Source organism: Magnetospirillum gryphiswaldense MSR-1 v2, assembly GCF_000513295.1.
GTDB lineage: Bacteria > Pseudomonadota > Alphaproteobacteria > Rhodospirillales > Magnetospirillaceae > Magnetospirillum > Magnetospirillum gryphiswaldense.
Map to the genome: position 1 here is coordinate 1,091,810 of NC_023065.1, position 25,924 is coordinate 1,117,733.

The window sequence follows — 25,924 nt, forward strand, 5'->3', positions numbered from 1 at the left end:
CCCCAACCCTTCGCTAAACCTTCGGGCCGGAGATTAATTTCATGGGTAGCTTCAGCATTTGGCACTGGCTGATCGTTCTGGTCATCGTGCTTCTGCTGTTCGGCGCGGGTAAGATCCCCAAGCTGATGGGCGATATGGCCAAGGGCGTCAAGGCGTTCAAGAAAGGCCTGAACGAGGAAGACGAGGCCGCCGCTCAACCGGCCAAGCCCGCCGATTCCGCCAAGATCGAAGCCGATGCCGCGGCCAAGCCGGCGGAAAAGGATGCCGCCCGTCACTGAGGTGACGGACGCATCCGCAAGCAAGCGCAAAGGCTGACGCATGTTCGATATCGGCATGGATGAGATGGCTTTGGTGGCCGTGGTGGCGTTGATCGTCATCGGCCCCAAGGACTTGCCGCAGGTCTTGCGCATGTGCGGCCAATGGGTGCGCAAGGCGCGCGAAATGGCTGGCGAGTTTCAGCGCGGTGTCGATGACATGGTGCGCGAAAGCGGCGTATCCGACCTGAAAAGTCAGGTGGAAAAGGTCGCCGACACCAACGCCTTGCGTCAGCAGATCGAAAACACCATCGATCCCACCGGCGACATCGTCCGCAGCCTGGAAGCGCCCAAACTGGACCAGCCGGCGGCTGAACCGGAGGCCCCGTCCATGCCCGCCCCTGAAAAACCCCCGGCACCGTGAGCCCCATGAGCGACGACAAGACCATGCCCTTGCTCGACCATCTGGTCGAGTTGCGCCGCCGCCTGTTGTGGTCGGTGCTGGCCTTCGTCGTCGTCTTCGCCGGCTGTTTCTATTTCGCCGCCGACATCTACTCCATCCTGATGGACCCTTATGCCAAGGTGGCCCTGGATAAGGGCGGCATGCGCCGGCTGATCTATACGGCGCCGACCGAGGCCTTCTTCACCTATGTCAAGGTGTCGGCCTTCGCCGCCGGCGTCCTTTGCTTTCCGGTGTGGGCCGGCCAGTTGTGGGCGTTCGTCGCCCCTGGTCTCTACAAGAACGAACGTCAGGCCTTCATGCCGTTCCTGTTCGCCACCCCGGTATTGTTCAGCCTGGGTGCCGCCCTGGTGTACTTCCTGGTCCTGCCCATGCTGTACACCTATCTGCTGGGCTTCGAAAATCTGGTGCCGCATCAGGGTGAGTTGCCCATTCAATTGGAAGCCAAGGTCAGCGAATCGCTGTCCCTGATCATGACCCTGATCTTCGCCTTCGGCCTCGCCTTCCAGATGCCGGTGCTGCTGACGCTTTTGGCCCGCGTCGGTCTGGTCACCGCCAAGGGGCTGAAGGAAAAGCGCCGCTACGCCATCGTCGGCGTCTTCGTCTTCGCTGCGGTGGTCACCCCGCCCGATGTGGTCAGCCAGTTGTCCCTGGCCGTGCCCATGGTGATTTTGTACGAATTGTCGATCATTTCCGCCCGTATGGCGGAAAAGAAGCGCGGCGAACCCTCGGAAGAGGATGAGGCCGACGAAGACGACCCTGTGGACGAAACCGATTTCAACGGTTGACCCTTTAAAGCCTGGATGTCCTGTCATGCACGATCTGAAATGGATTCGCGAAAACCCTGACGCTTTCGACGCTGGTCTGGCGCGCCGTGGGCTTGATCCGCGTTCCGCCGCTCTGATCCGCCTGGATGGCGAACGCCGCGCCGCCCAGACCCGCTTGCAGGAATTGCAGGCCAGCCGCAACGAGACGTCCAAGCAGATCGGCATCATCAAGAAGCAAGGCGGCGACGTCAGCGCCATCATGGACGAGATCGCCAAGCTGAAGGAAGATATCCCGCTGCTGGAAGCCCAGGAAAAGTCCCTGTCCGAGGAGATCGACGGCATTCTGGCCGCCATCCCCAACCTGCCGGGCGCGGATGTTCCCGATGGTCCGGACGAGGAGCACAATGTGGAAATCCGCCGCTGGGGTCAGCCCGGCGCATTTGATTTCCAGCCGCTCGAACACGACGCCATCGGCGCCAAGCTGGGGTTGATGGATTTCGACGGTGCCGCCAAGCTGTCGGGGGCCCGCTTCGTCGTTCTAAAAGGCAAGCTGGCCCGGCTGGAGCGCGCCCTGGCCCAGTTCATGCTGGATGTGCAGACCGAACAACACGGCTATACCGAGGTCAGCCCGCCGACCCTGGTCAAGGATGGCGCTTTGTTCGGCACCGGTCAGTTGCCCAAGTTCGGCGACGATCTGTTCAAGACCAATACCGGCCATTGGCTGATCCCGACGGCGGAAGTGCCGCTGACCAATCTGGTCGGCGATTCCATCGTCGATGAAGCGGCGCTGCCCATTCGCATGACCGCACTGACCCTATGCTACCGCTCGGAAGCCGGGGCGGCGGGCAAGGATACCCGCGGCATGATCCGTCAGCATCAGTTCTGGAAGGTGGAGATGGTGTCCATCGCCCATCCCGACCAGTCGGAAGCGGAACACCAGCGCATGACCGCCTGCGCCGAAACCATCCTGCAAAAGCTGGAACTGCCGTACCGCACCATCGTTTTGTGCACTGGTGACATGGGCTTTTCCTCGCAGAAGACCTATGACATCGAAGTGTGGCTGCCGGGGCAGGGGCGCTACCGCGAAATCTCGTCGTGCTCGAATTGCGGCGATTTCCAGGCTCGGCGCATGAAGGCCCGCTTCAAGGGCGACAAGGGCAACCGCTTCGTCCATACCCTGAACGGTTCCGGCCTGGCCGTGGGCCGTACCTTGGTGGCGGTGCTGGAAAATTATCAGCAGGCCGACGGCTCGGTGCGCGTGCCTGAGGCGCTCAAGCCCTATATGGGCGGGCTCGAGGTGATCGCGTAATCGCCATGTATCCGCCCGTCGCCGATTTGTCCCGCGCCCGCATCCTCATCAGCAATGATGACGGCATCAACGCGCCCGGTATCAAGGTGCTTGAGCGGGTAGCCCGCACCCTGTCCGATGACGTTTGGGTGGTTGCCCCCGATACCGAGCAATCGGCCGCCGGCCACTCGCTGACCATCCGCCGGCCCTTGCGCATCCGTCAGGTGTCGGAACGGCATTTTTCTGTCGACGGCACCCCCACCGACGCGGTGCTGTTGGGTGTCAACAAGGTGCTGGCCGACAAAAAACCCGATCTGGTGCTGTCGGGCATCAATCGCGGCGCCAATATGGGTGACGACGTCACCTATTCCGGCACGGTGGCGGCGGCCATGGAGGCGACCATCCTGGGCATACCCTCCATTGCCCTGTCGCAATTCCTGCGCCCGGATCAGCCGGTGCATTGGTCCACCGCCGAACACTGGGCGCCGCAGGTGATCCGCACGGTCTGTTCGGTCGGCTGGGGCAAGAACGTGCTGATGAACATCAACTTCCCCGACGTTTTGCCGGCTCAGGTCGGTGGTGTCGAGGTGGTGCGCCAGGGCAAGCGCAAGATCGGCGACCAGTTGATCGAGCGCCACGACCCGCGCGGCGAACCCTATGTATGGATCGGCGCCCAGCGGGCCGAAGACCCGGGCGAAAAGGGCACCGATATCGAGGCGGTGCTACGCGGCCGGGTCACCGTCACCCCCTTGTGCGTCGACCTGACCCATGGCCAGACCATGGCGGCGCTCAAGTCCTTGTTTGGCTGAAAGTCTCATGGCCGCCCCCGACCCCCGCGTCATCCGCCTGCTGATGGAACTGCGCCGGATGGGGATTGCCGACACCAAGGTGTTGGCGGCCATCGAGAAGGTGCCGCGTCAGCTGTTCGTGGCGGCGCCGTTCCTGGATCAGGCCTATGAAAACCATGCGCTGCCCATCGCCTGCGGTCAGACGGTCAGCCAGCCTTACATCGTCGCCCTGATGACCCAGGCCTTGCAGGTCAATGATCGCACCAAGGTGCTGGAAGTGGGCACCGGATCGGGCTATCAGGCGGCGGTGTTGGCCCAATTGTGTCGCCGCGTCTATACCATCGAACGGCACAAACCGTTGTTGAAGCAGGCGGAAGAACGCTTCCGCACGTTGCGCATCCACAACATCACCTCGATCCTCGGCGATGGCGCCAAGGGCTGGCCGGAACAGGCGCCGTTCGAGCGTATCATGGTCACCGCCGCCGCCCATGACATCCCGCCCTTGCTGGTCGATCAGTTGCAGGTGGGCGGTATCATGGTGTTGCCGGTGGGCGAGGCGAGCAGCGGCGAGCAGGATCTGGTCCGCGTCGTCAAACTGGAGCGCGGCATCGATATCCAGCATCTCGGGCCTGTGCGTTTCGTGCCTTTGGTCGAGGGAATTGCCGAGACTTGACGTTGCCGCCTGCAAGTTCGCCGCGTATAGTGCGGCGCATGCGCGCGTCCACACTCCATCTGGTGTTACGTCTGATTGTGCTGATTGCCCCGCCTTTGCTGTTGGCGGGGTGCTCGCCGTCGTTTCAAGGCGGTGCGCCGGTCAGCCGAGGCGCGCCGTCGTCGCAAGGATGTTCCGGTGCGGTGACGGTCTATGCCGGCGACACCCTGTATTCCATCGCGCGGCGCTGCAATGTTTCGGTGCGCGACCTGATCGAGATCAACAACTTGGCGGCGCCTTACGTGATTTCGCCCGGTATGCAACTGCGCATGCCCGGCGGCGGTGAATATGTGGTTCAGCGTGGCGATGCCCTTAGCCTGATCGCCCGGCGTCTGGGGGTCGAGTTCCAAACTCTGGCGCGGCTGAATGGCAAAGCCGCCCCTTACACCATTTTCGTCGGTGAGAAGCTCAGGCTGCCGGGAGGGCGTGGCGGCACGACAGTGGCCACCACGGGAACCGGCGGCGCCTTGGTCATCGCTTCGCCCAATTCCACCCGCAAGGGGGCAGAGCCATCGACGGCCTCGACTCGAGTGCAGTCACAGGCAGCGGCCCCAGTCGGTACAGCGGAGGGAAATACGGCGCCGGAAGCCCGCCATCCGGCGTTCGAACCCCGGCAAACCCTGCCGCCGCCACCGCCACCCATGGGCGGCAAGGGCTTCATCTGGCCGGTCAAGGGCGATCTGGTGGCGGAGTTCGGCCCCATGGCGGGCAGCAAGGGCCAGCATAATGACGGCATCAATATCGCTGCTGCCCGCGGTACCCCGGTATGGGCAGTGGAAAACGGCGTCGTTGCCTATGTGGGCAACGAATTGAAGGGATTCGGCAATCTGCTGTTGGTCAAGCATGCCGATGGCTGGGTCAGCGCCTATGCCCATAACGATCAGTTGATGGTGCGCAAGGGCGATTCGGTCAAGCGCGGCCAGCAGATCGCCACCGTCGGTACATCAGGCGGGGTGGACAGCCCACAATTGCATTTCGAATTGCGCCGGGGTACCGAGGCGGTCAATCCCGTTGCTCATCTGAACGGCGCTTGACCAAAGACAAGGGCCGCCCCTGGGGACGGCCCTTAAGCTGTGGGCATGTTTCAAAGATTCGACACCGCCCCGACAATGACCCCCGACGAAGCCATGATCGTCGGCGGTCTGGTGATTTTGGGCGGCATCGCCCTGTTCGTTGCCGTGGTCTACGCTACGCGATGGCTGGCTCGGCGCTGATCAAGCCCGCGCGGCGTTTGAGCGGGCCCGTCACGGGCCGTATAGACAAACCTCAGGCGATGGGCTTGCCCAGGCGACCGGCCAGATCCTGGATGAATTGCCAGGCGACGCGGCCCGAGCGCGAGCCACGGGTGACCGCCCATTCATTGGCCTCGCGCCGCAGCGATTCCCCATCGATAGGCAAGCCGTAACGGTCGGCATAGCCCTGGATGATGTCGAAATAGGTGTCTTGCCCCACATGATGGAAGCCCAGCCACAGGCCGAAGCGGTCGGACAGCGACACCTTTTCTTCGACTGCCTCGCCGGGATTGATGGCGGTGGAGCGCTCGTTCTCGATCATGTCGCGCGACAGCAGGTGACGGCGGTTCGAGGTGGCGTAGAAAATCACGTTGGCGGGACGGCCTTCGATGCCGCCGTCGAGGACCGCCTTCAACGACTTATAGGCCTCGTCCTGGCCCTCGAACGACAGATCGTCGCAAAACAGGATGGTGCGGCGACCGTCGGCGCGCAAAATACGCAGCAGCCGGGGCAGGGACGGGATGTCCTCACGGTGGATTTCCACCAGCAGCAGCTTGTCGGCGCCTTCTTCGTTGATGGTGGCGTGTGCCGCCTTGACCAACGAGCTTTTGCCGGTGCCGCGCGCGCCCCATAACAGGGCGTTGTTGGCGGGCAGTCCCTGGGCGAAACGACGGGTATTGTTGAGCAATTGTTCGATCTGGCGCTCGATGCCTTTCAACAGTTGAAGTTCCACCCGATTGACCTGCGGCACCGGTTCCAGCCCGTCCGGATTGGCGTGCCAGATGAAGGCATCGGCGGCCAGCAGGTCGACCTTGGACAAGGGCGGCGGCGCCAACCGTTCCAGGGCGTTGGCGATGCGGTTCAGCAGGTCGAGAGTGTCGGGGGTCATGACGAAAAACCTGGGTGATGGCGGGAAGGCGACAGCCTAAAGCCCCGCCCCGGATCGGGCAAGGGTTTGACCGCAGACGGGAGTTAAGGTTTGCATCGGCTTGGCTTGTCGCTATATTCCGCTGACTTTGCCATGAAAGACCACTGATCCAAGGAGTCGTTCCATGTTCGTGTCCCCCGCCTATGCCCAGGCTGCCGGTTCCGCTGGCGGCATCGCCGGAGGTGTCGAGGCCTTTCTGCCGCTGGTCCTGATCTTCGTGGTCTTCTATTTCCTGATGATCCGCCCTCAGCAAAAGCGCATGAAGGTCCATAAGGAAATGCTGGCCGCCCTCCGTCGCGGCGACCGTGTGGTTCTGGCTTCCGGCATCATGGGTCTGGTGACCAAAGTCACCAGCGATACCGAAGTGCAGGTGGAAATCGCCGACGGCGTCAAGGTTCGTGTCGTCCGTTCCGCCATCCAGGAAGTGGTTGCCAAGACCGAGCCGGTCTCGGGCGCCAAGGAAGAAGCCAAGGACGGGACGGAAACCCCGGCCGACAAGTAAACCTGCTATTACTGCCTGATACGGAACGGTCATGCTCCAATTTCCCAAGTGGAAGATCGCCTTGGTGTTGCTTGTCGCCCTTTGGGGCGGAGTCTGGGCGACGCCCAACCTGCTTTCGCGGGATACCACCGACCGGATGCCCTCTTGGTGGCAGCCGGTCAGTCTGGGGCTTGACCTTCAAGGTGGTTCCTATCTGCTGCTCGAAGTTGATACCGCCTACGTAAAGCGCGAACATCTGTCGGCCATGGTGGAAACCTTGCGGGCCACGCTCCGCAAGGAAAAGGTCCGCTATTCCGAGTTGGGGATCAGCGGCCTTGACAGCGTCAAGGTCCGCATCTCCGACGAGGCCGAGCGCGAGCGGGTGCGGGCCGAGCTGCGCAAACTCGACCCGGAAGCGCAATTCGAGGCGGGCGAGGGGGGATTGTTCACCTTCACCTATCCCACCCCGGTGATGGCCAAGCGCATCAATCAGGCGGTTGACCAATCCATCGGCATCGTGCGGCGCCGTGTCGATGAATTGGGCACGCGTGAACCGTCGATCCAGCGCCAGGGTGTGGACCGCATCATCGTCCAATTGCCCGGCGTCAAGAACCCCGAGCACATCAAGTCGCTTCTGGGCAAGACCGCCAAGCTGACCTTCCATCTGGTCGACGACACCACCACGCCGGATGAAGCGGTGCGCGGTCGGGTGCCGTCCGGTTCCATGCTGTTGCCGTCGGTCGAGCAGGAACGGGGGCTACCGTCCCATTACGTGGTGAAAAAGCGGGTCGAAGTTGGCGGCGACATGCTGACCGATGCGCAGCCCACCTTCCGCGACGGTCGTCCGGTGGTGTCGTTCCGCTTCTCGGTCGCTGGCGGCAAACGTTTCGCCGATACCACCAGCGCCGCCTCTGGCAAGCTGTTGGCCATCGTTCTGGACGACAAGGTGATTTCCGCGCCACGCATCAACGAACCGATCTTGGGCGGTGCCGGCGAAATTTCCGGCAGCTTCTCCGTCCAAGGGGCGCAGGATCTGGCCTTGCTGCTGCGCGCCGGTGCGCTGCCGGCACCTTTGGTGGTGCTGGAGGAACGCACTGTCGGTCCCGATCTGGGCGCCGATTCCATCCAGGCCGGTGCCGTCGCCAGCGGTGTGGGCTTGCTGCTGGTGGTGGTCTTCATGGTGGTCATCTATGGCACCTTGGGCGCCCTGGCCAATGTCGCCCTGGTGCTCAATCTGGTTATCCTGCTGGCCTTGATGTCGGTGCTGGGGGCCACGCTGACCCTGCCGGGCATCGCCGGCATCGTCCTGACCATGGGCATGGCGGTGGATGCCAACGTGCTGATCTATGAGCGTATGCGCGAGGAACAGCGATCCGGGCGCAGCATCATCTCCACCATCCAGATATCGTTCGAGCGGGCCTTCGGCACCATTTTGGACGCCAATCTGACCACCCTGGCGGCGGCGGCCCTGCTGTTCCAGTTCGGTTCCGGGCCGGTGCGCGGCTTTGCCGTCACTTTGTCCTTGGGCCTGCTGACCTCCATGTTCACCGCCATCATGGTCACCCGTCTGATGGTGGCCACCTGGGTTCGCCTGCGCCGTCCCAAGACGCTGCCGCTGTAAGGATAAGGCCATGAGCTTTTACGCCAATCTCATCGCCCGGACGCCCAAGTTCGACTTCGTCGGCAAGCGCATTCCGGCGTTCTTTTTGACCGCCGCCCTGATCATCGGCACTTTCGTGTCCATCGCCACCAAGGGCTTCAATTTCGGCATCGACTTTGCCGGCGGCATTCTGGTCGAGGTGCAAAAGGTCGAGGGGCCAGCGGATATGGCCCATATGCGCGACGTTTTGGGCAATCTGGGTCTGGGCGAAGTGTCGTTGCAGCAATTCGGCGAATCTGGCCGCGACGTCATGGTCCGCGTGCAAAAGCAAGACGGTGACGAAAAGGCTCAGATGGCCGCCTTGGCCAAGGTCAAGGAGACCCTGGGCGGCGGCTATGAATACCGCCGCGTTGAGATCGTCGGCCCCAAGGTGGGGGACGAGTTGAAGCGCGACGGTGCGTTGGCTGTCGGTCTGTCGGTTCTGGCCATCGCCGCCTATGTGTGGTTTCGCTTTGAATGGCAGTTTGGTGTCGGCGCCCTGATCGCCACGTTCCATGACGTCATTTTGACGTTTGGGTTTTTCTCGCTCACCGGCATGGAATTCAACCTGACCAGCGTGGCCGCCATCCTGACCATCGCTGGCTATTCCATCAACGACACCGTGGTCATCTATGACCGTGTGCGTGAAAATCTGCGCAAGTACAAGACCTTGTCTTTGTCCGAGCTGCTCAACCAGTCGGTCAACGAGACTTTGGCGCGCACCTTCCTGACCGTAGCCACCGTGTTCCTGACTGTCATCGCCCTGCTGCTTCTGGGCGGCGAGGTTCTGCACGGTTTCGCTGCGTCGTTGCTATGGGGCTTGGTGGTTGGCACCTTCTCGTCCATGTATGTGGCCATCCCGGTGCTGATTTATTTCAACCTCCGCGTCGGCAAGGAGCGTGAAGAGGAAGAAGCCGCCAGTCAGGCCGCTCCCTGATGGACATCACTCCGGTCGTCAGTTCGGAATTCCAACTGATCGGCGGCTATGGCGATGGCGGCTTCTCCATCTCCGGCATCCGTCATGAAGGGTCTGTGCTGATTTTGCCGCGTCGGACGTTGTCGTGGACAGTGCAATCAGCCAGCGACGTTGCCTTGGAAAACCTGCAACCGATCATCGGGGCCGATCCGCGTCCGGCTATCCTGATCCTGGGCTGCGGTCGTTCCATGGCGCCGGTGCCCCGGGCTTTGCGCGATGCCTTGCGTGGGCACGGTATCGTCGTCGAACCTATGGATAGCGGCGCCGCCTGCCGCACCTACAACGTGCTGCTGACCGAAGGCCGTGACGTCGCCGCCGCCATTATCGCGGTTTAAGAATTTTCGCCAAGACCTCGATGTCATCCGGTGTGTTGACATTGAAGAATGGATCGATGGGCTGGGCTGGCCAGGGGGCCAAGCCCGCCCCCTGGGCTTGGGCGAAGCGCCATACCCCCCGCTGTTGCGCTGCCAGCGCTTGTTCCATGGCCTCAATCAACCCCACCGGCCATAAGCCGAAGACCGGGTGCTGGTGCTCGCCGCTGATGGCGATGACCGCTCTGCCCCCTTCCTGGGATTGCCGCCACAGGCCAGGGGCCAGATCGAGGGGCAGCAAAGGGGTGTCGCCGGCGGCGCTCAGGCAATACTCCAGTCCCTGTGCCTTGGCCCAGTAAAGGCCGCTTAGGATACCGGCCAGCGGTCCCAGATGGCCGGGGATCACGTCGGCGATGACCGGCAGGCCGAAAGGGGCAAAGCGGTCAGCGGGGCCATTGGCGCTGAGAGCCAGGCATTGCACCTGCGGCAGCAAGCGGTCGATCACTCGTTGCAGCAAGGAGATGCCGGCCACTTCCCGCAACGGCTTGTCACCGCCGCCCATACGGCGGGCCAGACCGCCGGCCAGGATGATGCCGGCCAGCGGTTTCACGGTTTGACCGGGCCGCCGGGTTCTTCCACTTCCGGTACCTTGAAGAACTTGTCCACCGCCGCCCAGGCATTGGTCACCGCCATGGCATGCACGTCGAAACGGCCCATGGGCGAATACAGCGACGACGCCAGATACAGGCCGATTTCCTCGACCTCGCCGATGGTGAACACCACTTCGCCACAGGGCATTTCCACCCGGCGCTTGGAGGCCACGTCCGCGCCCTGCAACTGTTCCGCCGTGGTGGGCAGCAGCAGGAAGTTCATGAACCACGGCGTGACCAGCACCCCGGCCAGCCACTTTCCCCCATTATCGTCTTCCCACGGGCGGAAGCCGACGGCTTCGACCTTAAGGGCATGGTTGTAAAGGCCGATATCCTTCATGCGCTCGTCGCCGATGCGGGTGAAGATGTCAGCCAGCAGGTTGACGCGGGCCAGTTCCTGGGGAGTAAGCGGTTCGTACATAAAAACCTCGCTGGAATGGGGCGGGAAGTGTAGCCAAGGGGCACGACGATTGCGAGGCGACATTGCATCCGGGCCGCGTCTGGGCTATGACCCGTGGTCAGCGCGGGCGCGCGTAACAAGAATGCATAGAAGAGAGGGAACCATGCCGTATAAGCGGATCACTCTGACCCATTTCCTGTTGCAGGAGCAGCGTCGTCTTGGCGGCTCTGGCGCCTTCACCTCGCTGATGAACGACATCCTGACCGCCTGCAAGATGGTGTCGCACGAAGTCAATCGCGGCGCCCTGGTCGGCAATCACGGTGTTGCCGGGACCGTTAACGTTCAGGACGAGGAACAAAAGCCCCTGGACGTTCTGGCCAACGACATTTTCCTGCACATGAACGCGCTGGGCGGCAATTATGCCGCCATGGCGTCGGAGGAGCTGGAAGACGTGCACGCGGTCAAGGGGTCGGCCGACGGCAAGTACCTGCTGTTGTTCGATCCGCTGGACGGGTCGTCCAACATTGACGTCAACATTTCGGTCGGGTCCATTTTCTCGATCCTGCGTCTGCCCGAAGGGGCCGATCCCAATTCGGCCAACGCCTTCCTGCAACCCGGTGTCCAGCAGATTTGTGCCGGCTATGCGCTTTATGGTTCATCGACCATGCTGGTGCTGACCACCGGCAACGGCGTCAACGGCTTCACCTTGGACCGTGACGTCGGCATGTTCTTCCTGACCCATCCGAACATGACCATCCCGGCCGACACCAAGGAATTCGCCATCAACGCGTCGCGCTCGCGTTTCTGGGAGGCTCCGGTCAAGCGCTATGTGGATGAATGCCTGGCCGGCAAGGACGGCCCGCGCGGTAAGGATTTCAACATGCGGTGGGTGGCGTCCATGGTCGCCGAAGTCCATCGTATTTTGGTGCGCGGCGGCATTTTCATGTATCCCGCCGATGCCGAGAACATCAAGAAGGGCGGCAAGTTGCGGCTGATGTATGAAGCCAATCCCATGTCGTTCATCGTCGAACAGGCCGGCGGTGCCGCCACCACCGGGCGTAAACGTCTGATGGAGGTTGAGCCCACCAATCTGCACCAGCGGGTGCCGGTAATCCTGGGATCGAAGAACGAGGTGGAACGGTTGGCGGCCTATCACTGTGAAGGCAGCGAATAAAACAGCAGACGGCCCCGGAAACGGGGCCGTTTTTCTTGGCTAAAGCCAGTTGATCCGTCGCAGGACCAGCCACAATCCGGGCATCATCACGGCGATGATCACCAGCAATTCCCAAAAGGCATTGGGATCACCGGTCCCTGGGATGCCGCCGATATTGGCACCCAGCAGACCGGCCACCAGGGAAGGCGGCAGCAACAGCGCGGTCAGGGCGGTGAAACGATTGGAATTTTGGGCGATGCGTTCGGAGATTTGCGCCGACAGATCTTCGTGCAGCACCGTTGCCCGTTCGCGCAAGGCGTCCAAATCCTCGATATGGCGCACCACTTTGTCGGTGACTTCACGCAGGCGCAGGCGGGCGTCGCGTGACAGCCACGACGAATCGTCGTGCTGGATACGGTAAAGCGCGTCGCGCTGCGGTCCCAGATAACGGCGCAATTGAATGGTGCTGCGCCGGGCACGGGCCAGCTTGCCGCGCATGCCGGGATCGGCCGTGCGTTCGATGGCCTGATCCTCCAGGATACCGATTTCCTCTTCCAGGTTTTCCAGGATGATTTCCAGGTGTTCGACCACCCGTTCGGCGATCTGGGCCAACAATCCGCCCGGACTGCGCGGCCCCTTGCCAGTCAACAGTGCCAGACGGATATTGCGCAGGGCGGAAAGCTGATGGTCCTTTTCACGCAGGGAAATCAACCGATTGGCTTCTCCCCAGATGTGGATGGGGACCAATTCGGGATGGCCGCTGGCCTCGTCCACGTTGACACCGCGCAGCACCACCAAAAGGTTGTCGTCAACATCCTCGACCCGAGGGCGGGATTCATCGGCCAGCAAGGCCAGGGCGACCAACGGGTCGACGCCACTTTCCCGGCGCAGCCAAGTGGCGGCGGTTTCGTCATCGCGCTCCAGATGAATCCATAAAAAGCCGTCTTCCGGCTTCCATTGCCGGATGCCGTCCCAGTCCAGGTCGCGGCAACCGCCCTTGCGGTCCAGCAGGGCGGCGAAGCGCAGGCCCGGCTGAGCGCCGGTCTTGATGTCGTCGAGGGTGGCGGTGTTCATGAGGTCTTTTCCGCTATTGTGCTAAAAGCATGGGGGGAGGGCGTGCCGAAGGCAAGACCGATATAGGGGGATGGAGTGAGCGATATCCTACTTACGTTTGTCGGTTTGTTTCTGCTGCTGGTCGCCGGCGAAGGCTTGGTGCGCGGTGCGGTTACCGTCGCCCGGTCCCTCAGGGTGTCGGAACTGGTGATCGGCCTGACCTTGGTGGGCGCGATGACTTCGGCCCCGGAACTGATGGTCTCGGTCAGTGCCGCCATCGAAGGGGTACCGGACATGGCCTTGGGCAACGTGGTCGGCAGCAACATCACCAATCTGCTGCTGGTCGTCGGCGTTGCCGCCTTGCTGCGTCCTTTGGATGTGACACGATCCTTGCTTCTGCATGACGGTGTCATCAATTTCACCGCCGCCGCCCTGCTGGCCGGGTTGGCCGTTCACGGCACCATCGAACGTTGGCATGGCGCCGTATTGGTTTTGTGCCTGCTTTGGTATTTGTGGCAGACCTATCGGCGGGAAAAACCGCAACATCGCCAAAGCCTGCATGAAAAGGAGGCCCGCGATCTGGAACGCCCGAAAATGCCGGTGTGGCTGGCCGTGCTGCTGACCATCGGTGGTGTCGCCGGATTGGTCATCGGTGCCGCCCTTCTGGTCAAGGGCGGCACCGGGCTGGCGCGCAGCTTGGGGGTTTCGGAAGCCGTCATCGGCCTTAGTCTGATCGCCCTGGGTACGTCGTTGCCGGAACTGGCGACATCGATGATCGCCGCTTGGCGTGGGCATACCCAGGTGGCTCTCGGCAATGTCTTCGGCAGTTGCATCTTCAATACGCTGGGGATCGTCGGCATTGCCGCCGGTGCGGTCCCGTTGCCGGTGGCGGCGGAACTGGCCGGGCGCGATGTCTGGGTGATGGTCGCGGTTTCCGCCTTGGTACCGCTGAGCATGGCCGTGGGCGGTCCAATCGGGCGGGGCAGAGGGGCATTGTATCTGGCTGCCTATGGGGTCTATGTCTGGGTCTTGTTCTCTGGCTCTTGATGCCCATCAAGGTTGGAATGCGTCGAATTGCTATAGGGTCGCCACATCCTGGTAACGGAGTCCCCAATTCATGGCTACCATCCCCCTGCAAGAGCCGGTTTATCGCGGCAATGCCGGCCCCTTGTTCTTTGCCGGCGGCTTTCGTCCGTTCTTCCTGTTCACTGCCTTGCAGGCCTTGCTGTCGCTGCCGCTATGGTTGGCCATCTATGCCGGTGGGCTCGACCTGAAGTTGCCATTCGCCGCTGCCTTGTGGCACGGCCATGAAATGGTGTTCGGCTTCGCCGGCGCCGCCATCGCCGGTTTTCTGCTGACCGCCGTGCCTAATTGGACCAATACCCATCATGTCAGCGGCAAGCCGTTGATGCTGCTGTTTGCCGTCTGGCTGGGTGGACGTCTGGCCTTCACCCTGGCCGGCTTTTTGCCGCCCTTGCTGGTGGCGGTGATCGATCTAGCCTTTCTGCCGCTATTGGCCTGGATGGTGGCCAAGCCGCTTCTGTCGGCGGGAAAGTGGCGCAACATCGCCTTTCTGCCGATTCTCGGAGTGTTTTTCCTGGCCAATCTGACCGTGCATCTGCGGGGCGACATGGTGGGCGTCTATGTCGGCCTGACCATGGTACTGACCATGATCGCCATCGTCGGCGGGCGTATCGTGCCGTCCTTCACCCAGAACTGGCTGCGTATGCAGGGCCAAGCGGTCGAGGTCACCCCCTTGGCCTGGGTGGAAAAGGGCGGCGCCGTCGGTCTGCTGGTGGCCGGCATGGCGCTGACCATCGCGCTGCCCGGTGCGGCGGTGACCGGCGCGGTGTTGCTGGCAGCGGCGGCGGTGCATGGCCTGCGGCTGGGCCGTTGGCATGGCTATAAGACCTTGCGCAGCCCGATCTTGTGGGTGTTGCATCTGGGCTATCTGTGGCTGGTGATCGGTCTGGCCTTGCTGGGGCTCTCCAGCTTCATTCATGCCTTGCCGGCTTCCGCCGCCCTGCACGCATTGACCGCCGGGGCGGTGGGCACCATGATCCTGGCGGTGATGAGCCGGGCTTCGCTGGGCCATTCCGGGCGTCCGCTGGTGGTGTCGCCCTTGACCGTCGCCGCCTATGTTCTGTTGTCGGCGGGCACCTTGCTGCGGGTGGTGGCACCGGTGCTGAGTGACGCACAAATGGCCCTGACCCATGCCGGCGGCACGTTCTGGGCTTTTGCTTGGTTGTTGTTCGTTGTCGTCTATTTCCCCGTCCTTACCAAGCCGCGCGCCGACGGTCGCCCGGGTTAAATGCTTGCCAGGGGGTGTCAGCCTTTGGGATAGTACCCGGCTGTCATAAAGCGGGGGCCGTACCGGATGGATTGGAAATTTCGCGTTGCAGCCGTGGCCGCTTCGGTAGCCGTGGCGGCATGCGCCTCGGTGGTGGGATCAACCGAATCCTCGGTGCAGATTCGCACCAATCCCGATCAGGCCCGGTGCGAGCTCAAGGGGTACGACTATTCCGCCTCGGTGCAGACCCCGGCGGAGGTGACCATTCCCCATTCCGCCGCCCCGGTGACGGTCAGCTGCTTGGCACCGGGGTTCCGAACCACCACTTATACCTTGGATGCCAAGGGCGACGGTTGGATCTGGGGCAATTCCGCCTTCATGCTGGCCACTGGTGGCATCGCCGTGCTGGGGGCTCTGGTTGATGAAAGCCGGGGGGCCGGGCGCGCTTATGCCGATCAGGTGCAATACGACCTGACCCCCGATACCGCCCGCATGGTCAGGGCGCGCAACCGTTCCGGCGATGTGGATCTGCATTTGCAGGCCCGGTGACATCCGTTTGACGCATGACACCCATTCTGTCCACGCCTGCCGAGAGGGGTGGGCATCGTGCTATCACCGCAATCGGCAGCGTATTAGCACTTTACTCGCGGCTGTCCTTGCTGAATAAACACCGGGTTCTTTCTTAGGGATTGGCGTCCGGCCTGAAAAAGGTCACAGGCCGGCGGGAAAGGGAACGAAATGCATATCGTCGTCTGCATCAAGCAGGTTCCGGACAGCGCGCAGATTCGCGTGCATCCGGTCACCAACACCATCATGCGTCAAGGTGTGCCGACCATCATCAATCCCTACGACCTTTTCTCGCTGGAAGAGGCGCTGCGTCTGCGCGACCAATTGGGCGGCAAGGTCACCGTCATCACCATGGGGCCGAAAATGGCCATCGAGGCCTTGAAGAAGTGCATCAGCTATGGTGCCGACGACGCCATCTTGCTGACCGACAAGGTGTTTGCCGGTTCCGATACCCTGGCCACCTCGTTCGCGCTGGCCTCGGCCATCGCCAAGATCGGCGAGACCGCCCCCGTCGACATGGTGTTCTGCGGCAAGCAAACCATCGACGGCGATACCGCCCAGGTCGGGCCGGGCATCGCCCGCCGCCTGCACATGCAGCAGTTGACCTATGTGGCCCAGGTGGAAAAAGTCGACCTGGACAAGGGCGAGATCGTCGTCCATCGCCGGTCCGAAGGCGGGGTGCAGGTGCTGGCAACCAGGCTGCCCTGTCTGGTGACCATGCTGGAAGGCAGCAATGAGATGCGTTACGGCAGCATGGACGATCTGTTCCGCGCCGCCCGCTATGAGGTGGCGGAATGGGACCACAAGGCCGCCGGTATCTCCGTCACCGCCCAATGCGGCCTGAAAGGCTCGCCCACCGTGGTGAAGAAGGTGTTCGCACCGCCGGCCAAGGCGGTGAAGGCGGAAATGATCAAGACCGAGGGCAAGACCCCGCGGGAAGTGGCCGATGCCCTGCTGACCAGCGTGTTCGCCAAACACCCCAAGCTTGAGATGGAGATCGGACAATGAGCGCCGAGGACCAGGATCAGGAACAGACCCCCGTCGCCGCCGCGCCGCGTCGTGGCGATGGCGCCGATCTCAGCGTCTATCACGGTGTCTGGGTGTTCGTGGAACTGGAACGCGGCAAGGTCCACCCGGTATCGTGGGAATTGCTGGGCGAGGGCCGCAAGCTGGCCACCCATCTGGGCGTACCGCTGTCGGGCGTGGTGTTGGGGCCGGATGCGCCTGCGACGCTGGAAGCCTGCGACCATGCCTTCGAATACGGCGCCGATACCGTCTATCTGATGCGTGGCCCGGTGCTGACCGATTATCGCACCGATCCCTATACCGCTGGGTTGACCGATCTGGTCAATACCTTCAAGCCGGAAATCATGCTGCTGGGGGCCTCGACCCTGGGGCGCGATCTGGCCGGCGCCTTGGCCACCACCTTGGCCACCGGTCTGACCGCCGATTGCACCGAATTGCGTATCGACGACGAAACCCGGTCGCTGGCCGCCACCCGTCCGACCTTCGGCGGTTCGTTGCTGTGCACCATCCATACGCTGGAATACCGCCCGCAGATGGCCACCGTGCGCCCGCGCGTCATGGCCATGCCCGACCGCGTTCCCGGTAAGCGCGGCCAGATCATCGAACATCAGCCGAAGATGCCGGAAGAGGACGTGATCACCAAGATCCTGTCCTTCATCCCCGATTCGGACGCGGAAAAGGCCCAACTGGCTTATGCCGACATTGTCGTCGCTGGTGGCCGGGGCCTGGGCAAGCCGGAAAACTTCAAGCTGGTGCAGGATTTGGCCGCCGTTCTCGGCGGTGATTACGGTGGGTCGCGCCCGGTCACCCATGCCGGCTGGATCAGCGCCGACCGCCAGATCGGCCAGACCGGCAAGACCATCCGACCCAAGCTGTATATCGCCGCCGGTATCTCGGGGGCCATTCAGCACCGGGTGGGGGTGGAAGGCGCCGACGTCATCATCGCCATCAACAGCGATCCCAACGCCCCCATCTTTGACTTCGCCACCTTCGGCATCGTCGGCGATGCGTTGCAAATCCTGCCGGCCCTGACCGAGGCGCTGCAAGAGCGTCTGGCGGCCCGCAAGGCGGCTCAATAGGAGTAAATGAAGCATGGCCGAGAAATTTGACGCCATCGTCATCGGCGCCGGACCGTCAGGCAATGCCGCCGCCCTGGTCATGGCCCGCGCCGGCATGAAGGTGTTGCAGCTCGAGCGCGGCGAATACCCGGGCTCGAAGAATGTTCAAGGCGCCATCCTCTATGCCGAGGCGCTGGAGCAGATCATCCCCAATTGTCGCCGCCAGGCGCCGATGGAACGTCCGATCATCGAACAGCGCATGTGGGTGCTGGACGACGAATCCTATGTGGGCTCCAACTATCGCGGCACCAAGAAAAAGGACGAGCCGCCGACCCGCTATACCGTCATCCGCGCCAATATCGACCGTTGGATGTCGAAGAAGGCCACCGATGCCGGTGTGTTGCTGATCTGCGAGGCCACCGTGCTCGACCTGATCAAGCAGGACGGTAAGGTGGTCGGCGTGCGCACCGACCGCCTGGGCGGCGACATCCTGGCCGACGTGGTGGTCCTGGCCGACGGCGTCAACTCGCTGATCGCCACCAAGGCCGGGCTGCGCCCGACCATCAAGGCCGCCGACGTGGCGCTGGCGGTGAAGGAAATGCATTTCCTGCCCAAGGAAGTGATCGAACAACGCTTCAACATCGCCAATGACGAAGGCGTGGTCATCGAGCTGTTCGGCAAGATCACCAAGGGTATGATGGGCACCGGCTTCTTGTACACCAACCGCGAATCCATCGCGTTGGGTATCGGCTGCATGGCCGACGATTTCAAGAAGGGCGGCATCACCCCCTATGACCTGCTGGATGCCATGAAGGCGCATCCGGCCATCAAGCCGCTGATCGCCGGTTCCGAGGTCAAGGAATATGCCGCCCATCTGATCCCCGAGGGTGGTTACAAGGCCATCCCCCAGGTTCATGGCGACGGCTGGCTGATCGTCGGTGATTCCGGTGGCTTCGTTAACGCCGTGCACCGCGAAGGGTCGAATTTGGCCATGACCTCTGGTCGTTTAGCTGCCGAAACGATCCTGAAGCTGAAGGACGAGGGCAAGCCCTTCACCGCCCAGCATCTGGCGCGTTACCGGGCGGCGCTGGAAGACAGCTTTGTCATGAAGGATTTGAAAAAATACAGGAACATGCCTGAGATTTTTCATGCAAATCCTCAATTTTTTACCACCTATCCCGAGCTTCTCAACAAGGCCGCCGCCACCATTCTCAAGGTCGACGGCATCGACAAGAAGACCAAGGAAAAGGAAATCGCCGGCGAATTCGTCAAGCGCCGGTCGCGGTTGGGGCTGTTGGGTGACGCCATCAAGCTGGTGAGGTCGTTCCGATGAGCAAGGTCGAGGAAAAGCTTTTCGAGAACCGCTATCGCGTCGACGAAGGGCGCCCGCATATCGCCATCATCAGTGCCGATGTGTGCGAGGGCAAATGCACCGCCAAACAATGCACCTATTGCTGCCCGGCCGCCTGCTATGCGATTGAGAACGGTCGTGTGGTGCTGACCACCGATGGCTGCCTGGAATGCGGAACCTGTCGGGTCATCTGCGACGACCATTTCAATATCGAATGGTCTTATCCGCGCGGCGGCTTCGGCATTTTGTATAAGTTCGGCTGACCGCACGTCTTCGACGTGACGTTTACCGTCAGTTCTCGCACTCCACATAGGCGGCGAATTTGCGGGCCATGTCACCCACATCGGCCACCGACAAGGCTGGCCCCGGTGCGTTGGTGGTATAGGCGATCTTATTCTCGTCCAAAAATTTGCGCGCCAGTTCGCCCTTGATGGCGAAATTGACGTTCTGCGGAATGGCGCCCGAGTTGTCGGCCACCTTCATGGCGTTCAGCGTCGACACCACGATGCCCACCACATTGCCGCTCATGTCGGTGAGCGGACCGCCGGAATTGCCGCGTTGGATGGGGGCGGTGACCTGATAGTGGCGTTTGTCGCCGCGCAATCCGTTCTGGGCGCTGATGACACCGGCGGTGATGTTGGGCTCACGCGACAGCAAGGACGACAGCGGAAAGCCGATGGCGACGACGCTGTCACCCGAGCGCATGGCCGCACCATCGCGGAAGCGGGCGCTGTCACTGGAGCGTAAGGTGGTGTTGAGCGCCGCCAGATCGTTGACGTCGTCGCGGGCGATGACGCTGGCAGCCAGGATCTGGGTGCCTTCACCCAAGCTGACCTTGATGTTGCGGCACGACTTGACCACGTGGGAATTGGTCAGCACCACACCATCGCGGTTGATCACCACACCCGAGCCAGCGTTGCGCTGCGGGCGCGGCGGCGCGCTTTCCGTTGCCTTGTCGGTCTTGGCCGCGTCGCTGGCATCGCCGGGGGCCTGCGGACGCGGTGACCATTTCGCCGCTTTTTCTGTGGCGGTACGTTCCTGGTCGGGGGTGACTTGCTGGCGGGCCTTTTCCCTGGCCTCGGTATATTTGGTCTTGTCGTTGGGTTTAGCCTGACGTTCGGCCAGGATGTAATAGTAATAGGCGGTTTCCACGTCCTTGGCGCTGCCGACGCCGTTGAATTTGGCGTGGGCCATGTTCAACAGCGAGGCCGGGTCGCCCTGATTGGCCGACCGCTCGAACCAGCGCACCGCCTCGGCCCGGTCCTGGGCGATGCCGTTGCCGGTCCACAGGGCGGCGCCATACAGGTTTTGCGCCACCAGATGACCACGTTCGGCGGCTTTTTTCAGCCAGGGCAGGGCGACGGCCTTGTCGGCGGGTACGCCGCGACCGTGCCAATAGGCGATGCCCAGGGTTTCCCAACTGGCGGAAATGCCCATATCGGCTGATTTGTGCAGGTATTCCACCGCCTTGGCTTCATTTTTGGCGACGCCGTTGCCCTGGAAATAGAGCTGCCCCAGATTATTGAGCGCATTGGGCTGGTTCTGGTCGGCGGCACGGCTGAACAGGATCAGGGCGCGGGCCGGGTCGCGCGGCACACCGTTGCCGTGGAAATAGAGGCCCCCCAAAGTATTTTGGGCCAGGGCATCGCCCTTGTCGGCGGCTTCGGTCAACAGCTTGACCGCTTGCGCCACGTCTTTGGTGATGCCATTGCCATGCAGCAGCATGTGGCCCAGGCGCGATTGCGCCACCGCGTCGCCGCTTTGGGCCAGGGGCTGGAATTCACGCAAGGCAGCGGGCCAGTCGCGGCGCTGATAGGCGCTCAGACCTTCCTCGATTCCAGCCCAGCCATCCGTTGCCAGCAAGCCCAAGGTCAAGGCTAGCAAGGCGGTACGTGTTTTCATGCCCAAAATCCTCGGTGGATACCAGAGCCGAGTATCCACCGAGTGGACCGCTTCGCCAACCCGCTATTCTTCCGCCTGCATGGAAATGAAGCCGCAGGGGCATTCCTTGGCGCACAGGCCGCAGCCCTTGCAGTACTCGTAATCGAAAAGATAGTGGCTGCCGTCCTTCGCCATCTCGGATGTTTTCAGCACCGCGTTGTCCGGGCACAGGGTCCAGCAATTGTCGCAAGCCAGGCAATTGCCGCAGGAAAAACAGCGCTGCGCCTCGGCCATGGCTTGGGCGCTGTTCGGTCCACCCTCGATCTCGGCACTGTCGTTGCGTTGTTCCAACGGCAGGGTCGGCAGGTCGATGCGTGGACTGGACTCGTAATAGGACAGATTAAGGGATGCATAGGGCAGGGGGGGACGGTTTTCTTCCACCGGATCGCGTCGAGACAACAGGGCATCGATCCCTTCGGCGGCGCGGCGACCATCGCCGATGGCGGCACTGACCGTGCCGTTGGGATAGGCTTTCAGGCGGTCGCGGGCGTCGCCACCGGCAAACAGACCGGGTTGTCCCTCGATGCGGCCGAACATGTCCACCGGCAGAAAGTCACGCTGGCGCAAGATGTATTCCAGACCGGTGGCATCGACCACTTCACCAATGGCCGGCACCACCATGTCCACATGCAGCACGGTTTCCGTGCCCTCGAACGACACGCGGGATTTGCGGCCACTGCCATCGGGCAGTTTTTTCAGCCGTACCATCTCGACGCCGACCACTTTCGAACCACGCATGATCAGTCGGTTGATGGTGCGGTGTGGGTGGAACTGGACGCCCTCCTCGATGGCTTGTTCCAATTCGCGCGGCACCACGTTCAAGACGTCGTCCGCGTCGGTGTCGGGGCCGGGCAGGCCCGAGGCGGTGACCACATGGACGTCGCGGATGCCGGCTCGGCGCATGACCCGGGCCAGATCCACGGCGGTATTACCGCCGCCATGGATGACCACGGCATTAGGTTTGGGTAAAGCCCCCACCGCCAGCCATTCGCGCAGTAGCGCCAAGCCTTCGTGCAGATCGGCGGGGACGGCGCCGTCCACATCCCAGTGACGGCTTTTGCCAGCCCCCACACCCAGGAACACCGCATCGAATTCCGAGCGCAATTCATCCAAGGTGACGTCTCGACCCAAGGCGGTGCGCGGACGGAATTCGATGCCAGTGCGTAACAGTCGCCCGATTTCGGCGTCGATGACCGCACGCGGCAGACGGGTGGGCGGGATGGCGGAACGCAGCAAACCGCCCGGTTCGGGCAATGAATCGAAAAGCACCACGTTGTATTTTCGCTGCGTCAAATGATAGGCCGCCGACAGGCCGGCGGGACCGGCACCGACGATCGCCACCCGTTCCGCCCGGATTTCCCCACCCCGACGCGGATAGGACCAGTTGTTGCGGATGGCCTCGTCGCCCAGCCAGCGTTCGATGCCGTGAATGGCGATGGGCTGGTCGAGATGACCGCGATTGCAGGCACTTTCACACGGATGGGGGCAGACACGCCCGGTGATTGCCGGCAATGGGTTGGTGGTGACCAACTGTTCCCAAGCCTTTTGCGGTTTGCCTTCCTGCAACAGCGCCAACCAGGCCTGCTGATCCTCGCCCGCCGGGCAGGCGCCGTGGCACGGCGCGGTGGCATGGACATGCACCGGCTTGGCGCTGCGCCAGGTGCCGGTCTTGAAGGCCAGGGACGAGCCGGCGTGGGCAAAGGCGCCGCGATTCATGGTGATGGGCATGGCTTTTCCCTCTCTCAGGCTCGGGCTGGGCCGCCACGGCGCACCGTGTCGGCGCCGTCGGCATCGAACGGATCGTCACCGTCGCCAAACAGGCCATAGCGTTCCATGTTGTAATCGGCCAGGGCTTGCAGATGCTCGCGCTCTTCCCGCGCCCGATGGTCGCTGTCAACGAACAGATGACGGAAGCGGCCTTGCAGCTTCAGATATTCGGTGACCGGCACCTTTTGCCGTAGCGGCATCACCGAGGCCACTTCGCCCCGTTCCAATTCCACCAGCGGGAACAGTCCGGTCTGCACCGCTAGGCGGGCCACCTGGATCGTTTCGCTGCCGTCATGGCCCCATCCGAGCGGGCAGGGGGAGTGAACCAGCAGGAAGGTGGGACCGTCGATTTCCATGGCCCGGCGTACCTTACGGCGCAAATCCTGGGGGTAGGCGACCGAGGCGCTGGCGGCATAAGGGATGTGGTGGGCGGCGATGATGGACAGCAGGTCCTTTTTCAGGTGCCTCTTGCCCATGCGCTCCTTGCCCGGCGGCGAGGTGGTGGTCATCGCCGCATGCGGGGTCGAGCCCGAACGCTGGATGCCGGTATTCATATAGGCTTCGTTGTCGTAGCAGACGTAAAGCACGTTGTGCATGCGTTCCAGCATGCCCGACAGCGCCTGGAAGCCGATATCGAAGGTACCGCCGTCACCGCCCATGGCGATGACCTTGCTGCGCCGCCCTTGCGCCTTCAACGCCGCCTCGACGCCCGAAGCGATGGCCGCCGAGTTCTCGAACAGGGAATGCAGCCACGGCACCCGCCACGCCGATTGCGGCCACGGCGTGGTGAACACTTCCAGGCAGCCGGTGGCGTTGGTCAGGATGACGTCGGGGCCGGCGGATTCGGTGACCAGGCGGGCGGCTAGGGCCTCGCCACAGCCCTGACAGGCGCGATGGCCGGCCTCGAGCCCGCGAAACCGTGGTTGACGGGCACGGGGATCGTTGTTGGCTTGGGTCATGGCACCTCTCCCAGCTTGGCCGGTTCCAGGTCGAGAATACGGAAGCCGCCATCCTCGCTCGGTACGTCGAGCAGACGCGGCCACATTTCCAGCGGCACGTCGCGCCCGCCCAGGCCGATGGCCACGTTGTGGATGCGAGGCATCTTGGCCATGCCCGACAGGGCCGCCTTGATCTCGCCGCCCAAGATGCCGCCGAAACCGGGCGACAAGGCGCGATCGACCACCACCAGATCGCTCAGGCCGGCGCAGGCCTCGCGCAAGGCCTGATCGGGCAGGGGGCGGAAGGCGCGCAGGTTGATCAGCTTGGCTTTCTTCCTGGTTTTCAGCGTGTCCAGCGCCTCGCGGAAGGTGGACACCACCGAGCCCATGGCCAAAACGCCGATCTTGGCGTTTTCCGGCCCCTCCACGGTTAACAGACCGCCAGCGCTGCGCCCGGTCAGGGTTTGCCATTCGCGGTCAACGTCAACAATGGTTGACGTGGCAGCCATCAAGGCCTGATGGGCGAGGTGACGGGTCTCGGAGAAATATTCCGGTCCCACAAGGGTGCCCAGGGACAGTGGGTTTTTCGGGTCGAGCATGCGGTCGAAACGAAATGGCGGCAGATAGCGATCGACCACGTCCTGGTCTGGGATTTCCAGGGGTTCCAGGGTATGGGTGAGGATGAAGCCGTCCATGCACACCATCACCGGCAATTCGGTGGCCTCGGCGATGCGGAAGGCCTGGATGCTGGTGTCGATCGCTTCCTGGTTATCGGCGCAATGCAGTTGAATCCAGCCGCAATCACGCACCGCCATGGAATCGGAATGATCGTTCCAGATGTTGATGGGGGCGCCGATGGCCCGGTTGGCGCAGGTCAGCACCACCGGCAGGCGCATGCCCGAGATGTTGAACAAGACCTCGGTCATCAGCAAAATACCTTGCGACGACGACGCGGTATAAGCGCGTGAGCCGGCGGCCGACGCGCCCAAGGCGACGGAAGCGGCGGAAAACTCGCTTTCCACGCTGACCAGCTCGGTTTGCAACTTGCCGTCGGCCACCAGCTTCGAGATGTTCTCGACGATATGGGTCTGCGGTGTGATCGGATAGGCGGCGACCACGCCGGGACGGCAGCGGGCAACGGCGCGGGCGATGGCGGCCGATCCCTCGAGGGCTTCAAGCATGGGCCACCTCCTGCCACGCTCCGGCAATGACCTGGGTGGTGGCGGCTTCGATCAGACGGGTGTTGCGCTCTAGCACGTCGCCCTTGAAGCGATGGGCCAAGGCCTTGACCAAGGCGCTGGCCGGCATCATTCCGGTCAAGGCGAGAAAAGCTGACAACAAGGCGACATTGGGGACAGGACGGCCCAGGATATCCTGGGCCAGGGCGGTGGCCGGCACGGCAACCATCGGGCGCCCGTATTCTTCCGTCAACTCGGTTGACGAATGGGGGGAGTTGACCAGGATGCCGCCGCCCGGCTTCAGTCCCTCCAAGGTGGAGGGGATATGCAGCAGGCCGGCATCCTGAACCAGCAGAAAAGCCGGATTGGCCACCTGGCAGCGGCGGCGGATGGGCTGGGCGGCGATGCGGACATAGGCGGTGACCGGAGCCCCGCGCCGCTCGGCACCGAAAGATGGAAAGGCTTGGCAATGCTGGCCAGTCTCGAACGCCGCCGTGGCCAGCAAATAGGCCGCGACGACATTGCCCTGGCCGCCCCGTCCGTGTATCCGGACTTCGATCATGGCGGTTCTCCGGACGTAATTTCTCCCTCTCGAAAAGTAAGCTTACGCCCAGTCTGAACAAACGAAAAGGCCACTGCGTTTTGTGCAAACGCAGCATCTCTATTGGCGGTGGTTAGGGGTGGAAAAGCAACAGGCCGGTCTCTTTCGAGACCGG

General features: G+C 62.7%; 29 protein-coding genes. 20 read left to right on the top strand and 9 right to left on the bottom strand.

Annotated elements, in window-relative coordinates:
* The first annotated feature begins 41 nt into the window (after positions 1-41).
* From MGMSRV2_RS05150 to MGMSRV2_RS22145, 8 genes are read left to right on the top strand one after another with little or no spacing between them, the layout of a single operon-like run.
* Complete coding sequence (locus MGMSRV2_RS05150) at positions 42-278, top strand: twin-arginine translocase TatA/TatE family subunit (RefSeq protein WP_024079291.1); 237 nt, start codon at positions 42-44, stop codon at positions 276-278.
* Between the two features lie 40 nt (positions 279-318).
* Positions 319-678 carry a Sec-independent protein translocase protein TatB gene (tatB, locus tag MGMSRV2_RS05155; RefSeq protein ID WP_024079292.1) on the top strand — a complete coding sequence of 120 codons (360 nt, stop codon included), beginning with the start codon at positions 319-321 and terminating at the stop codon, positions 676-678.
* A 5-nt stretch (positions 679-683) separates the two neighbouring features.
* On the top strand, positions 684-1,502 hold the full coding sequence (gene tatC / locus MGMSRV2_RS05160; RefSeq protein ID WP_242410718.1) for a twin-arginine translocase subunit TatC: 819 nt from the start codon (positions 684-686) through the stop codon (positions 1,500-1,502).
* A 25-nt stretch (positions 1,503-1,527) separates the two neighbouring features.
* Complete coding sequence (gene serS / locus MGMSRV2_RS05165) at positions 1,528-2,790, top strand: serine--tRNA ligase (RefSeq protein WP_024079294.1); 1,263 nt, start codon at positions 1,528-1,530, stop codon at positions 2,788-2,790.
* A 5-nt stretch (positions 2,791-2,795) separates the two neighbouring features.
* Positions 2,796-3,578 carry a 5'/3'-nucleotidase SurE gene (gene surE / locus MGMSRV2_RS05170; RefSeq protein WP_024079295.1) on the top strand — a complete coding sequence of 261 codons (783 nt, stop codon included), beginning with the start codon at positions 2,796-2,798 and terminating at the stop codon, positions 3,576-3,578.
* A 7-nt stretch (positions 3,579-3,585) separates the two neighbouring features.
* Entirely contained in the window at positions 3,586-4,230 is a 645-nt protein-coding gene (locus tag MGMSRV2_RS05175; RefSeq protein ID WP_024079296.1) for a protein-L-isoaspartate(D-aspartate) O-methyltransferase, read from the top strand.
* A gap of 38 nt (positions 4,231-4,268) precedes the next feature.
* On the top strand, positions 4,269-5,303 hold the full coding sequence (locus tag MGMSRV2_RS05180) for a LysM peptidoglycan-binding domain-containing M23 family metallopeptidase (protein WP_041633458.1): 1,035 nt from the start codon (positions 4,269-4,271) through the stop codon (positions 5,301-5,303).
* Between the two features lie 45 nt (positions 5,304-5,348).
* Positions 5,349-5,483: a hypothetical protein gene (locus tag MGMSRV2_RS22145; protein WP_277911518.1), complete on the top strand. Its 135-nt coding sequence runs from the start codon at positions 5,349-5,351 to the stop codon at positions 5,481-5,483.
* A 52-nt stretch (positions 5,484-5,535) separates the two neighbouring features.
* Here MGMSRV2_RS22145 and MGMSRV2_RS05185 read toward each other — a convergent pair whose 3' ends face one another.
* Positions 5,536-6,390, bottom strand: a complete 855-nt coding sequence (locus MGMSRV2_RS05185; RefSeq protein ID WP_024079298.1) for an ATP-binding protein — start codon at positions 6,388-6,390, stop codon at positions 5,536-5,538.
* 163 nt (positions 6,391-6,553) lie between these two features.
* Between MGMSRV2_RS05185 and yajC the strand changes: the two genes are divergently transcribed.
* The 4 genes from yajC to MGMSRV2_RS05200 are packed head-to-tail and all read left to right on the top strand — an operon-like array spanning position 6,554 to position 9,860.
* Positions 6,554-6,931 carry a preprotein translocase subunit YajC gene (yajC, locus tag MGMSRV2_RS05190; RefSeq protein ID WP_024079299.1) on the top strand — a complete coding sequence of 126 codons (378 nt, stop codon included), beginning with the start codon at positions 6,554-6,556 and terminating at the stop codon, positions 6,929-6,931.
* Between the two features lie 31 nt (positions 6,932-6,962).
* Entirely contained in the window at positions 6,963-8,531 is a 1,569-nt protein-coding gene (gene secD, locus MGMSRV2_RS21585) for a protein translocase subunit SecD (protein ID WP_024079300.1), read from the top strand.
* 10 nt (positions 8,532-8,541) lie between these two features.
* Positions 8,542-9,486, top strand: a complete 945-nt coding sequence (gene secF, locus MGMSRV2_RS21590) for a protein translocase subunit SecF (protein ID WP_024079301.1) — start codon at positions 8,542-8,544, stop codon at positions 9,484-9,486.
* A complete protein-coding gene (locus tag MGMSRV2_RS05200) occupies positions 9,486-9,860 on the top strand; it encodes an Mth938-like domain-containing protein (protein WP_024079302.1) in 375 nt (124 codons plus the stop codon). Before secF ends, MGMSRV2_RS05200 begins: the two co-directional genes overlap by 1 nt.
* On the opposite strand, the gene mobA is transcribed toward MGMSRV2_RS05200, so the two are convergent.
* Both mobA and hybE read right to left on the bottom strand, forming a co-directional pair.
* Positions 9,847-10,446: a molybdenum cofactor guanylyltransferase MobA gene (gene mobA, locus MGMSRV2_RS05205; RefSeq protein ID WP_024079303.1), complete on the bottom strand. Its 600-nt coding sequence runs from the start codon at positions 10,444-10,446 to the stop codon at positions 9,847-9,849. The genes MGMSRV2_RS05200 and mobA overlap by 14 nt on opposite strands.
* Positions 10,443-10,907 carry a [NiFe]-hydrogenase assembly chaperone HybE gene (gene hybE / locus MGMSRV2_RS05210; RefSeq protein WP_024079304.1) on the bottom strand — a complete coding sequence of 155 codons (465 nt, stop codon included), beginning with the start codon at positions 10,905-10,907 and terminating at the stop codon, positions 10,443-10,445. Before hybE ends, mobA begins: the two co-directional genes overlap by 4 nt.
* 142 nt (positions 10,908-11,049) lie before the next feature.
* Here hybE and MGMSRV2_RS05215 point away from each other — a divergent pair, with 142 nt between their 5' ends.
* On the top strand, positions 11,050-12,060 hold the full coding sequence (locus MGMSRV2_RS05215) for a class 1 fructose-bisphosphatase (RefSeq protein ID WP_024079305.1): 1,011 nt from the start codon (positions 11,050-11,052) through the stop codon (positions 12,058-12,060).
* Positions 12,061-12,099: 39 nt separating this feature from the next.
* On the opposite strand, the gene MGMSRV2_RS05220 is transcribed toward MGMSRV2_RS05215, so the two are convergent.
* Positions 12,100-13,113, bottom strand: coding sequence for a zinc transporter ZntB (locus tag MGMSRV2_RS05220; protein WP_024079306.1), 1,014 nt, complete (start codon positions 13,111-13,113; stop codon positions 12,100-12,102).
* Positions 13,114-13,188: 75 nt separating this feature from the next.
* Between MGMSRV2_RS05220 and MGMSRV2_RS05225 the strand changes: the two genes are divergently transcribed.
* The 7 genes from MGMSRV2_RS05225 (at position 13,189) to MGMSRV2_RS05255 (ending at position 19,647) form a co-directional block, all read left to right on the top strand.
* Complete coding sequence (locus MGMSRV2_RS05225; RefSeq protein ID WP_024079307.1) at positions 13,189-14,139, top strand: calcium/sodium antiporter; 951 nt, start codon at positions 13,189-13,191, stop codon at positions 14,137-14,139.
* A 70-nt stretch (positions 14,140-14,209) separates the two neighbouring features.
* Positions 14,210-15,403 (top strand): NnrS family protein, encoded by a 1,194-nt coding sequence (locus MGMSRV2_RS05230; RefSeq protein ID WP_024079308.1) that lies wholly within the window; start codon positions 14,210-14,212, stop codon positions 15,401-15,403.
* A 66-nt stretch (positions 15,404-15,469) separates the two neighbouring features.
* Positions 15,470-15,931 (top strand): hypothetical protein, encoded by a 462-nt coding sequence (locus MGMSRV2_RS05235; protein ID WP_024079309.1) that lies wholly within the window; start codon positions 15,470-15,472, stop codon positions 15,929-15,931.
* 189 nt (positions 15,932-16,120) lie between these two features.
* Positions 16,121-16,957 carry an electron transfer flavoprotein subunit beta/FixA family protein gene (locus MGMSRV2_RS05240; RefSeq protein ID WP_024079310.1) on the top strand — a complete coding sequence of 279 codons (837 nt, stop codon included), beginning with the start codon at positions 16,121-16,123 and terminating at the stop codon, positions 16,955-16,957.
* Entirely contained in the window at positions 16,954-18,054 is a 1,101-nt protein-coding gene (locus MGMSRV2_RS05245) for an electron transfer flavoprotein subunit alpha/FixB family protein (RefSeq protein ID WP_024079311.1), read from the top strand. The genes MGMSRV2_RS05240 and MGMSRV2_RS05245 overlap by 4 nt, the downstream gene beginning before the upstream one ends.
* 13 nt (positions 18,055-18,067) lie before the next feature.
* The gene (locus tag MGMSRV2_RS05250; RefSeq protein WP_024079312.1) at positions 18,068-19,366 is read left to right on the top strand and encodes an FAD-dependent monooxygenase; all 1,299 of its coding nucleotides are present in this window, start codon (positions 18,068-18,070) and stop codon (positions 19,364-19,366) included.
* Complete coding sequence (locus tag MGMSRV2_RS05255) at positions 19,363-19,647, top strand: ferredoxin family protein (protein WP_024079313.1); 285 nt, start codon at positions 19,363-19,365, stop codon at positions 19,645-19,647. Before MGMSRV2_RS05250 ends, MGMSRV2_RS05255 begins: the two co-directional genes overlap by 4 nt.
* A gap of 28 nt (positions 19,648-19,675) precedes the next feature.
* On the opposite strand, the gene MGMSRV2_RS05260 is transcribed toward MGMSRV2_RS05255, so the two are convergent.
* From MGMSRV2_RS05260 to MGMSRV2_RS05280, 5 genes are all read right to left on the bottom strand, one after another.
* Entirely contained in the window at positions 19,676-21,286 is a 1,611-nt protein-coding gene (locus MGMSRV2_RS05260; RefSeq protein ID WP_024079314.1) for a trypsin-like peptidase domain-containing protein, read from the bottom strand.
* Between the two features lie 63 nt (positions 21,287-21,349).
* On the bottom strand, positions 21,350-23,053 hold the full coding sequence (locus MGMSRV2_RS05265) for an FAD-dependent oxidoreductase (protein WP_024079315.1): 1,704 nt from the start codon (positions 23,051-23,053) through the stop codon (positions 21,350-21,352).
* Positions 23,054-23,067: 14 nt separating this feature from the next.
* Entirely contained in the window at positions 23,068-24,051 is a 984-nt protein-coding gene (locus MGMSRV2_RS05270; RefSeq protein WP_024079316.1) for a thiamine pyrophosphate-dependent enzyme, read from the bottom strand.
* Complete coding sequence (locus MGMSRV2_RS05275) at positions 24,048-25,211, bottom strand: pyruvate synthase subunit porA (protein ID WP_024079317.1); 1,164 nt, start codon at positions 25,209-25,211, stop codon at positions 24,048-24,050. The genes MGMSRV2_RS05270 and MGMSRV2_RS05275 overlap by 4 nt, the downstream gene beginning before the upstream one ends.
* Positions 25,204-25,770, bottom strand: a complete 567-nt coding sequence (locus tag MGMSRV2_RS05280; protein WP_024079318.1) for a 2-oxoacid:acceptor oxidoreductase family protein — start codon at positions 25,768-25,770, stop codon at positions 25,204-25,206. The genes MGMSRV2_RS05275 and MGMSRV2_RS05280 overlap by 8 nt, the downstream gene beginning before the upstream one ends.
* Positions 25,771-25,924 lie beyond the last annotated feature (154 nt).

Coding starts and splice junctions, on each gene's coding strand:
- MGMSRV2_RS05150 (WP_024079291.1), top strand. CDS start 42: ATGGGTAGCTTCAGCATTTGGCACTGGCTGATCGTTCTGGTCATCGTG.
- MGMSRV2_RS05175 (WP_024079296.1), top strand. CDS start 3,586: ATGGCCGCCCCCGACCCCCGCGTCATCCGCCTGCTGATGGAACTGCGC.
- tatB (WP_024079292.1), top strand. CDS start 319: ATGTTCGATATCGGCATGGATGAGATGGCTTTGGTGGCCGTGGTGGCG.
- MGMSRV2_RS05275 (WP_024079317.1), bottom strand. CDS start 25,211: ATGCTTGAAGCCCTCGAGGGATCGGCCGCCATCGCCCGCGCCGTTGCC.
- MGMSRV2_RS05255 (WP_024079313.1), top strand. CDS start 19,363: ATGAGCAAGGTCGAGGAAAAGCTTTTCGAGAACCGCTATCGCGTCGAC.
- MGMSRV2_RS05265 (WP_024079315.1), bottom strand. CDS start 23,053: ATGCCCATCACCATGAATCGCGGCGCCTTTGCCCACGCCGGCTCGTCC.
- MGMSRV2_RS05270 (WP_024079316.1), bottom strand. CDS start 24,051: ATGACCCAAGCCAACAACGATCCCCGTGCCCGTCAACCACGGTTTCGC.
- hybE (WP_024079304.1), bottom strand. CDS start 10,907: ATGTACGAACCGCTTACTCCCCAGGAACTGGCCCGCGTCAACCTGCTG.
- tatC (WP_242410718.1), top strand. CDS start 684: ATGAGCGACGACAAGACCATGCCCTTGCTCGACCATCTGGTCGAGTTG.
- MGMSRV2_RS05230 (WP_024079308.1), top strand. CDS start 14,210: ATGGCTACCATCCCCCTGCAAGAGCCGGTTTATCGCGGCAATGCCGGC.
- MGMSRV2_RS05185 (WP_024079298.1), bottom strand. CDS start 6,390: ATGACCCCCGACACTCTCGACCTGCTGAACCGCATCGCCAACGCCCTG.
- MGMSRV2_RS05220 (WP_024079306.1), bottom strand. CDS start 13,113: ATGAACACCGCCACCCTCGACGACATCAAGACCGGCGCTCAGCCGGGC.
- secF (WP_024079301.1), top strand. CDS start 8,542: ATGAGCTTTTACGCCAATCTCATCGCCCGGACGCCCAAGTTCGACTTC.
- secD (WP_024079300.1), top strand. CDS start 6,963: ATGCTCCAATTTCCCAAGTGGAAGATCGCCTTGGTGTTGCTTGTCGCC.
- serS (WP_024079294.1), top strand. CDS start 1,528: ATGCACGATCTGAAATGGATTCGCGAAAACCCTGACGCTTTCGACGCT.
- MGMSRV2_RS05180 (WP_041633458.1), top strand. CDS start 4,269: ATGCGCGCGTCCACACTCCATCTGGTGTTACGTCTGATTGTGCTGATT.
- surE (WP_024079295.1), top strand. CDS start 2,796: ATGTATCCGCCCGTCGCCGATTTGTCCCGCGCCCGCATCCTCATCAGC.
- MGMSRV2_RS05245 (WP_024079311.1), top strand. CDS start 16,954: ATGAGCGCCGAGGACCAGGATCAGGAACAGACCCCCGTCGCCGCCGCG.
- MGMSRV2_RS22145 (WP_277911518.1), top strand. CDS start 5,349: ATGTTTCAAAGATTCGACACCGCCCCGACAATGACCCCCGACGAAGCC.
- yajC (WP_024079299.1), top strand. CDS start 6,554: ATGTTCGTGTCCCCCGCCTATGCCCAGGCTGCCGGTTCCGCTGGCGGC.
- MGMSRV2_RS05240 (WP_024079310.1), top strand. CDS start 16,121: ATGCATATCGTCGTCTGCATCAAGCAGGTTCCGGACAGCGCGCAGATT.
- MGMSRV2_RS05250 (WP_024079312.1), top strand. CDS start 18,068: ATGGCCGAGAAATTTGACGCCATCGTCATCGGCGCCGGACCGTCAGGC.
- MGMSRV2_RS05200 (WP_024079302.1), top strand. CDS start 9,486: ATGGACATCACTCCGGTCGTCAGTTCGGAATTCCAACTGATCGGCGGC.
- MGMSRV2_RS05260 (WP_024079314.1), bottom strand. CDS start 21,286: ATGAAAACACGTACCGCCTTGCTAGCCTTGACCTTGGGCTTGCTGGCA.
- MGMSRV2_RS05215 (WP_024079305.1), top strand. CDS start 11,050: ATGCCGTATAAGCGGATCACTCTGACCCATTTCCTGTTGCAGGAGCAG.
- MGMSRV2_RS05235 (WP_024079309.1), top strand. CDS start 15,470: ATGGATTGGAAATTTCGCGTTGCAGCCGTGGCCGCTTCGGTAGCCGTG.
- MGMSRV2_RS05280 (WP_024079318.1), bottom strand. CDS start 25,770: ATGATCGAAGTCCGGATACACGGACGGGGCGGCCAGGGCAATGTCGTC.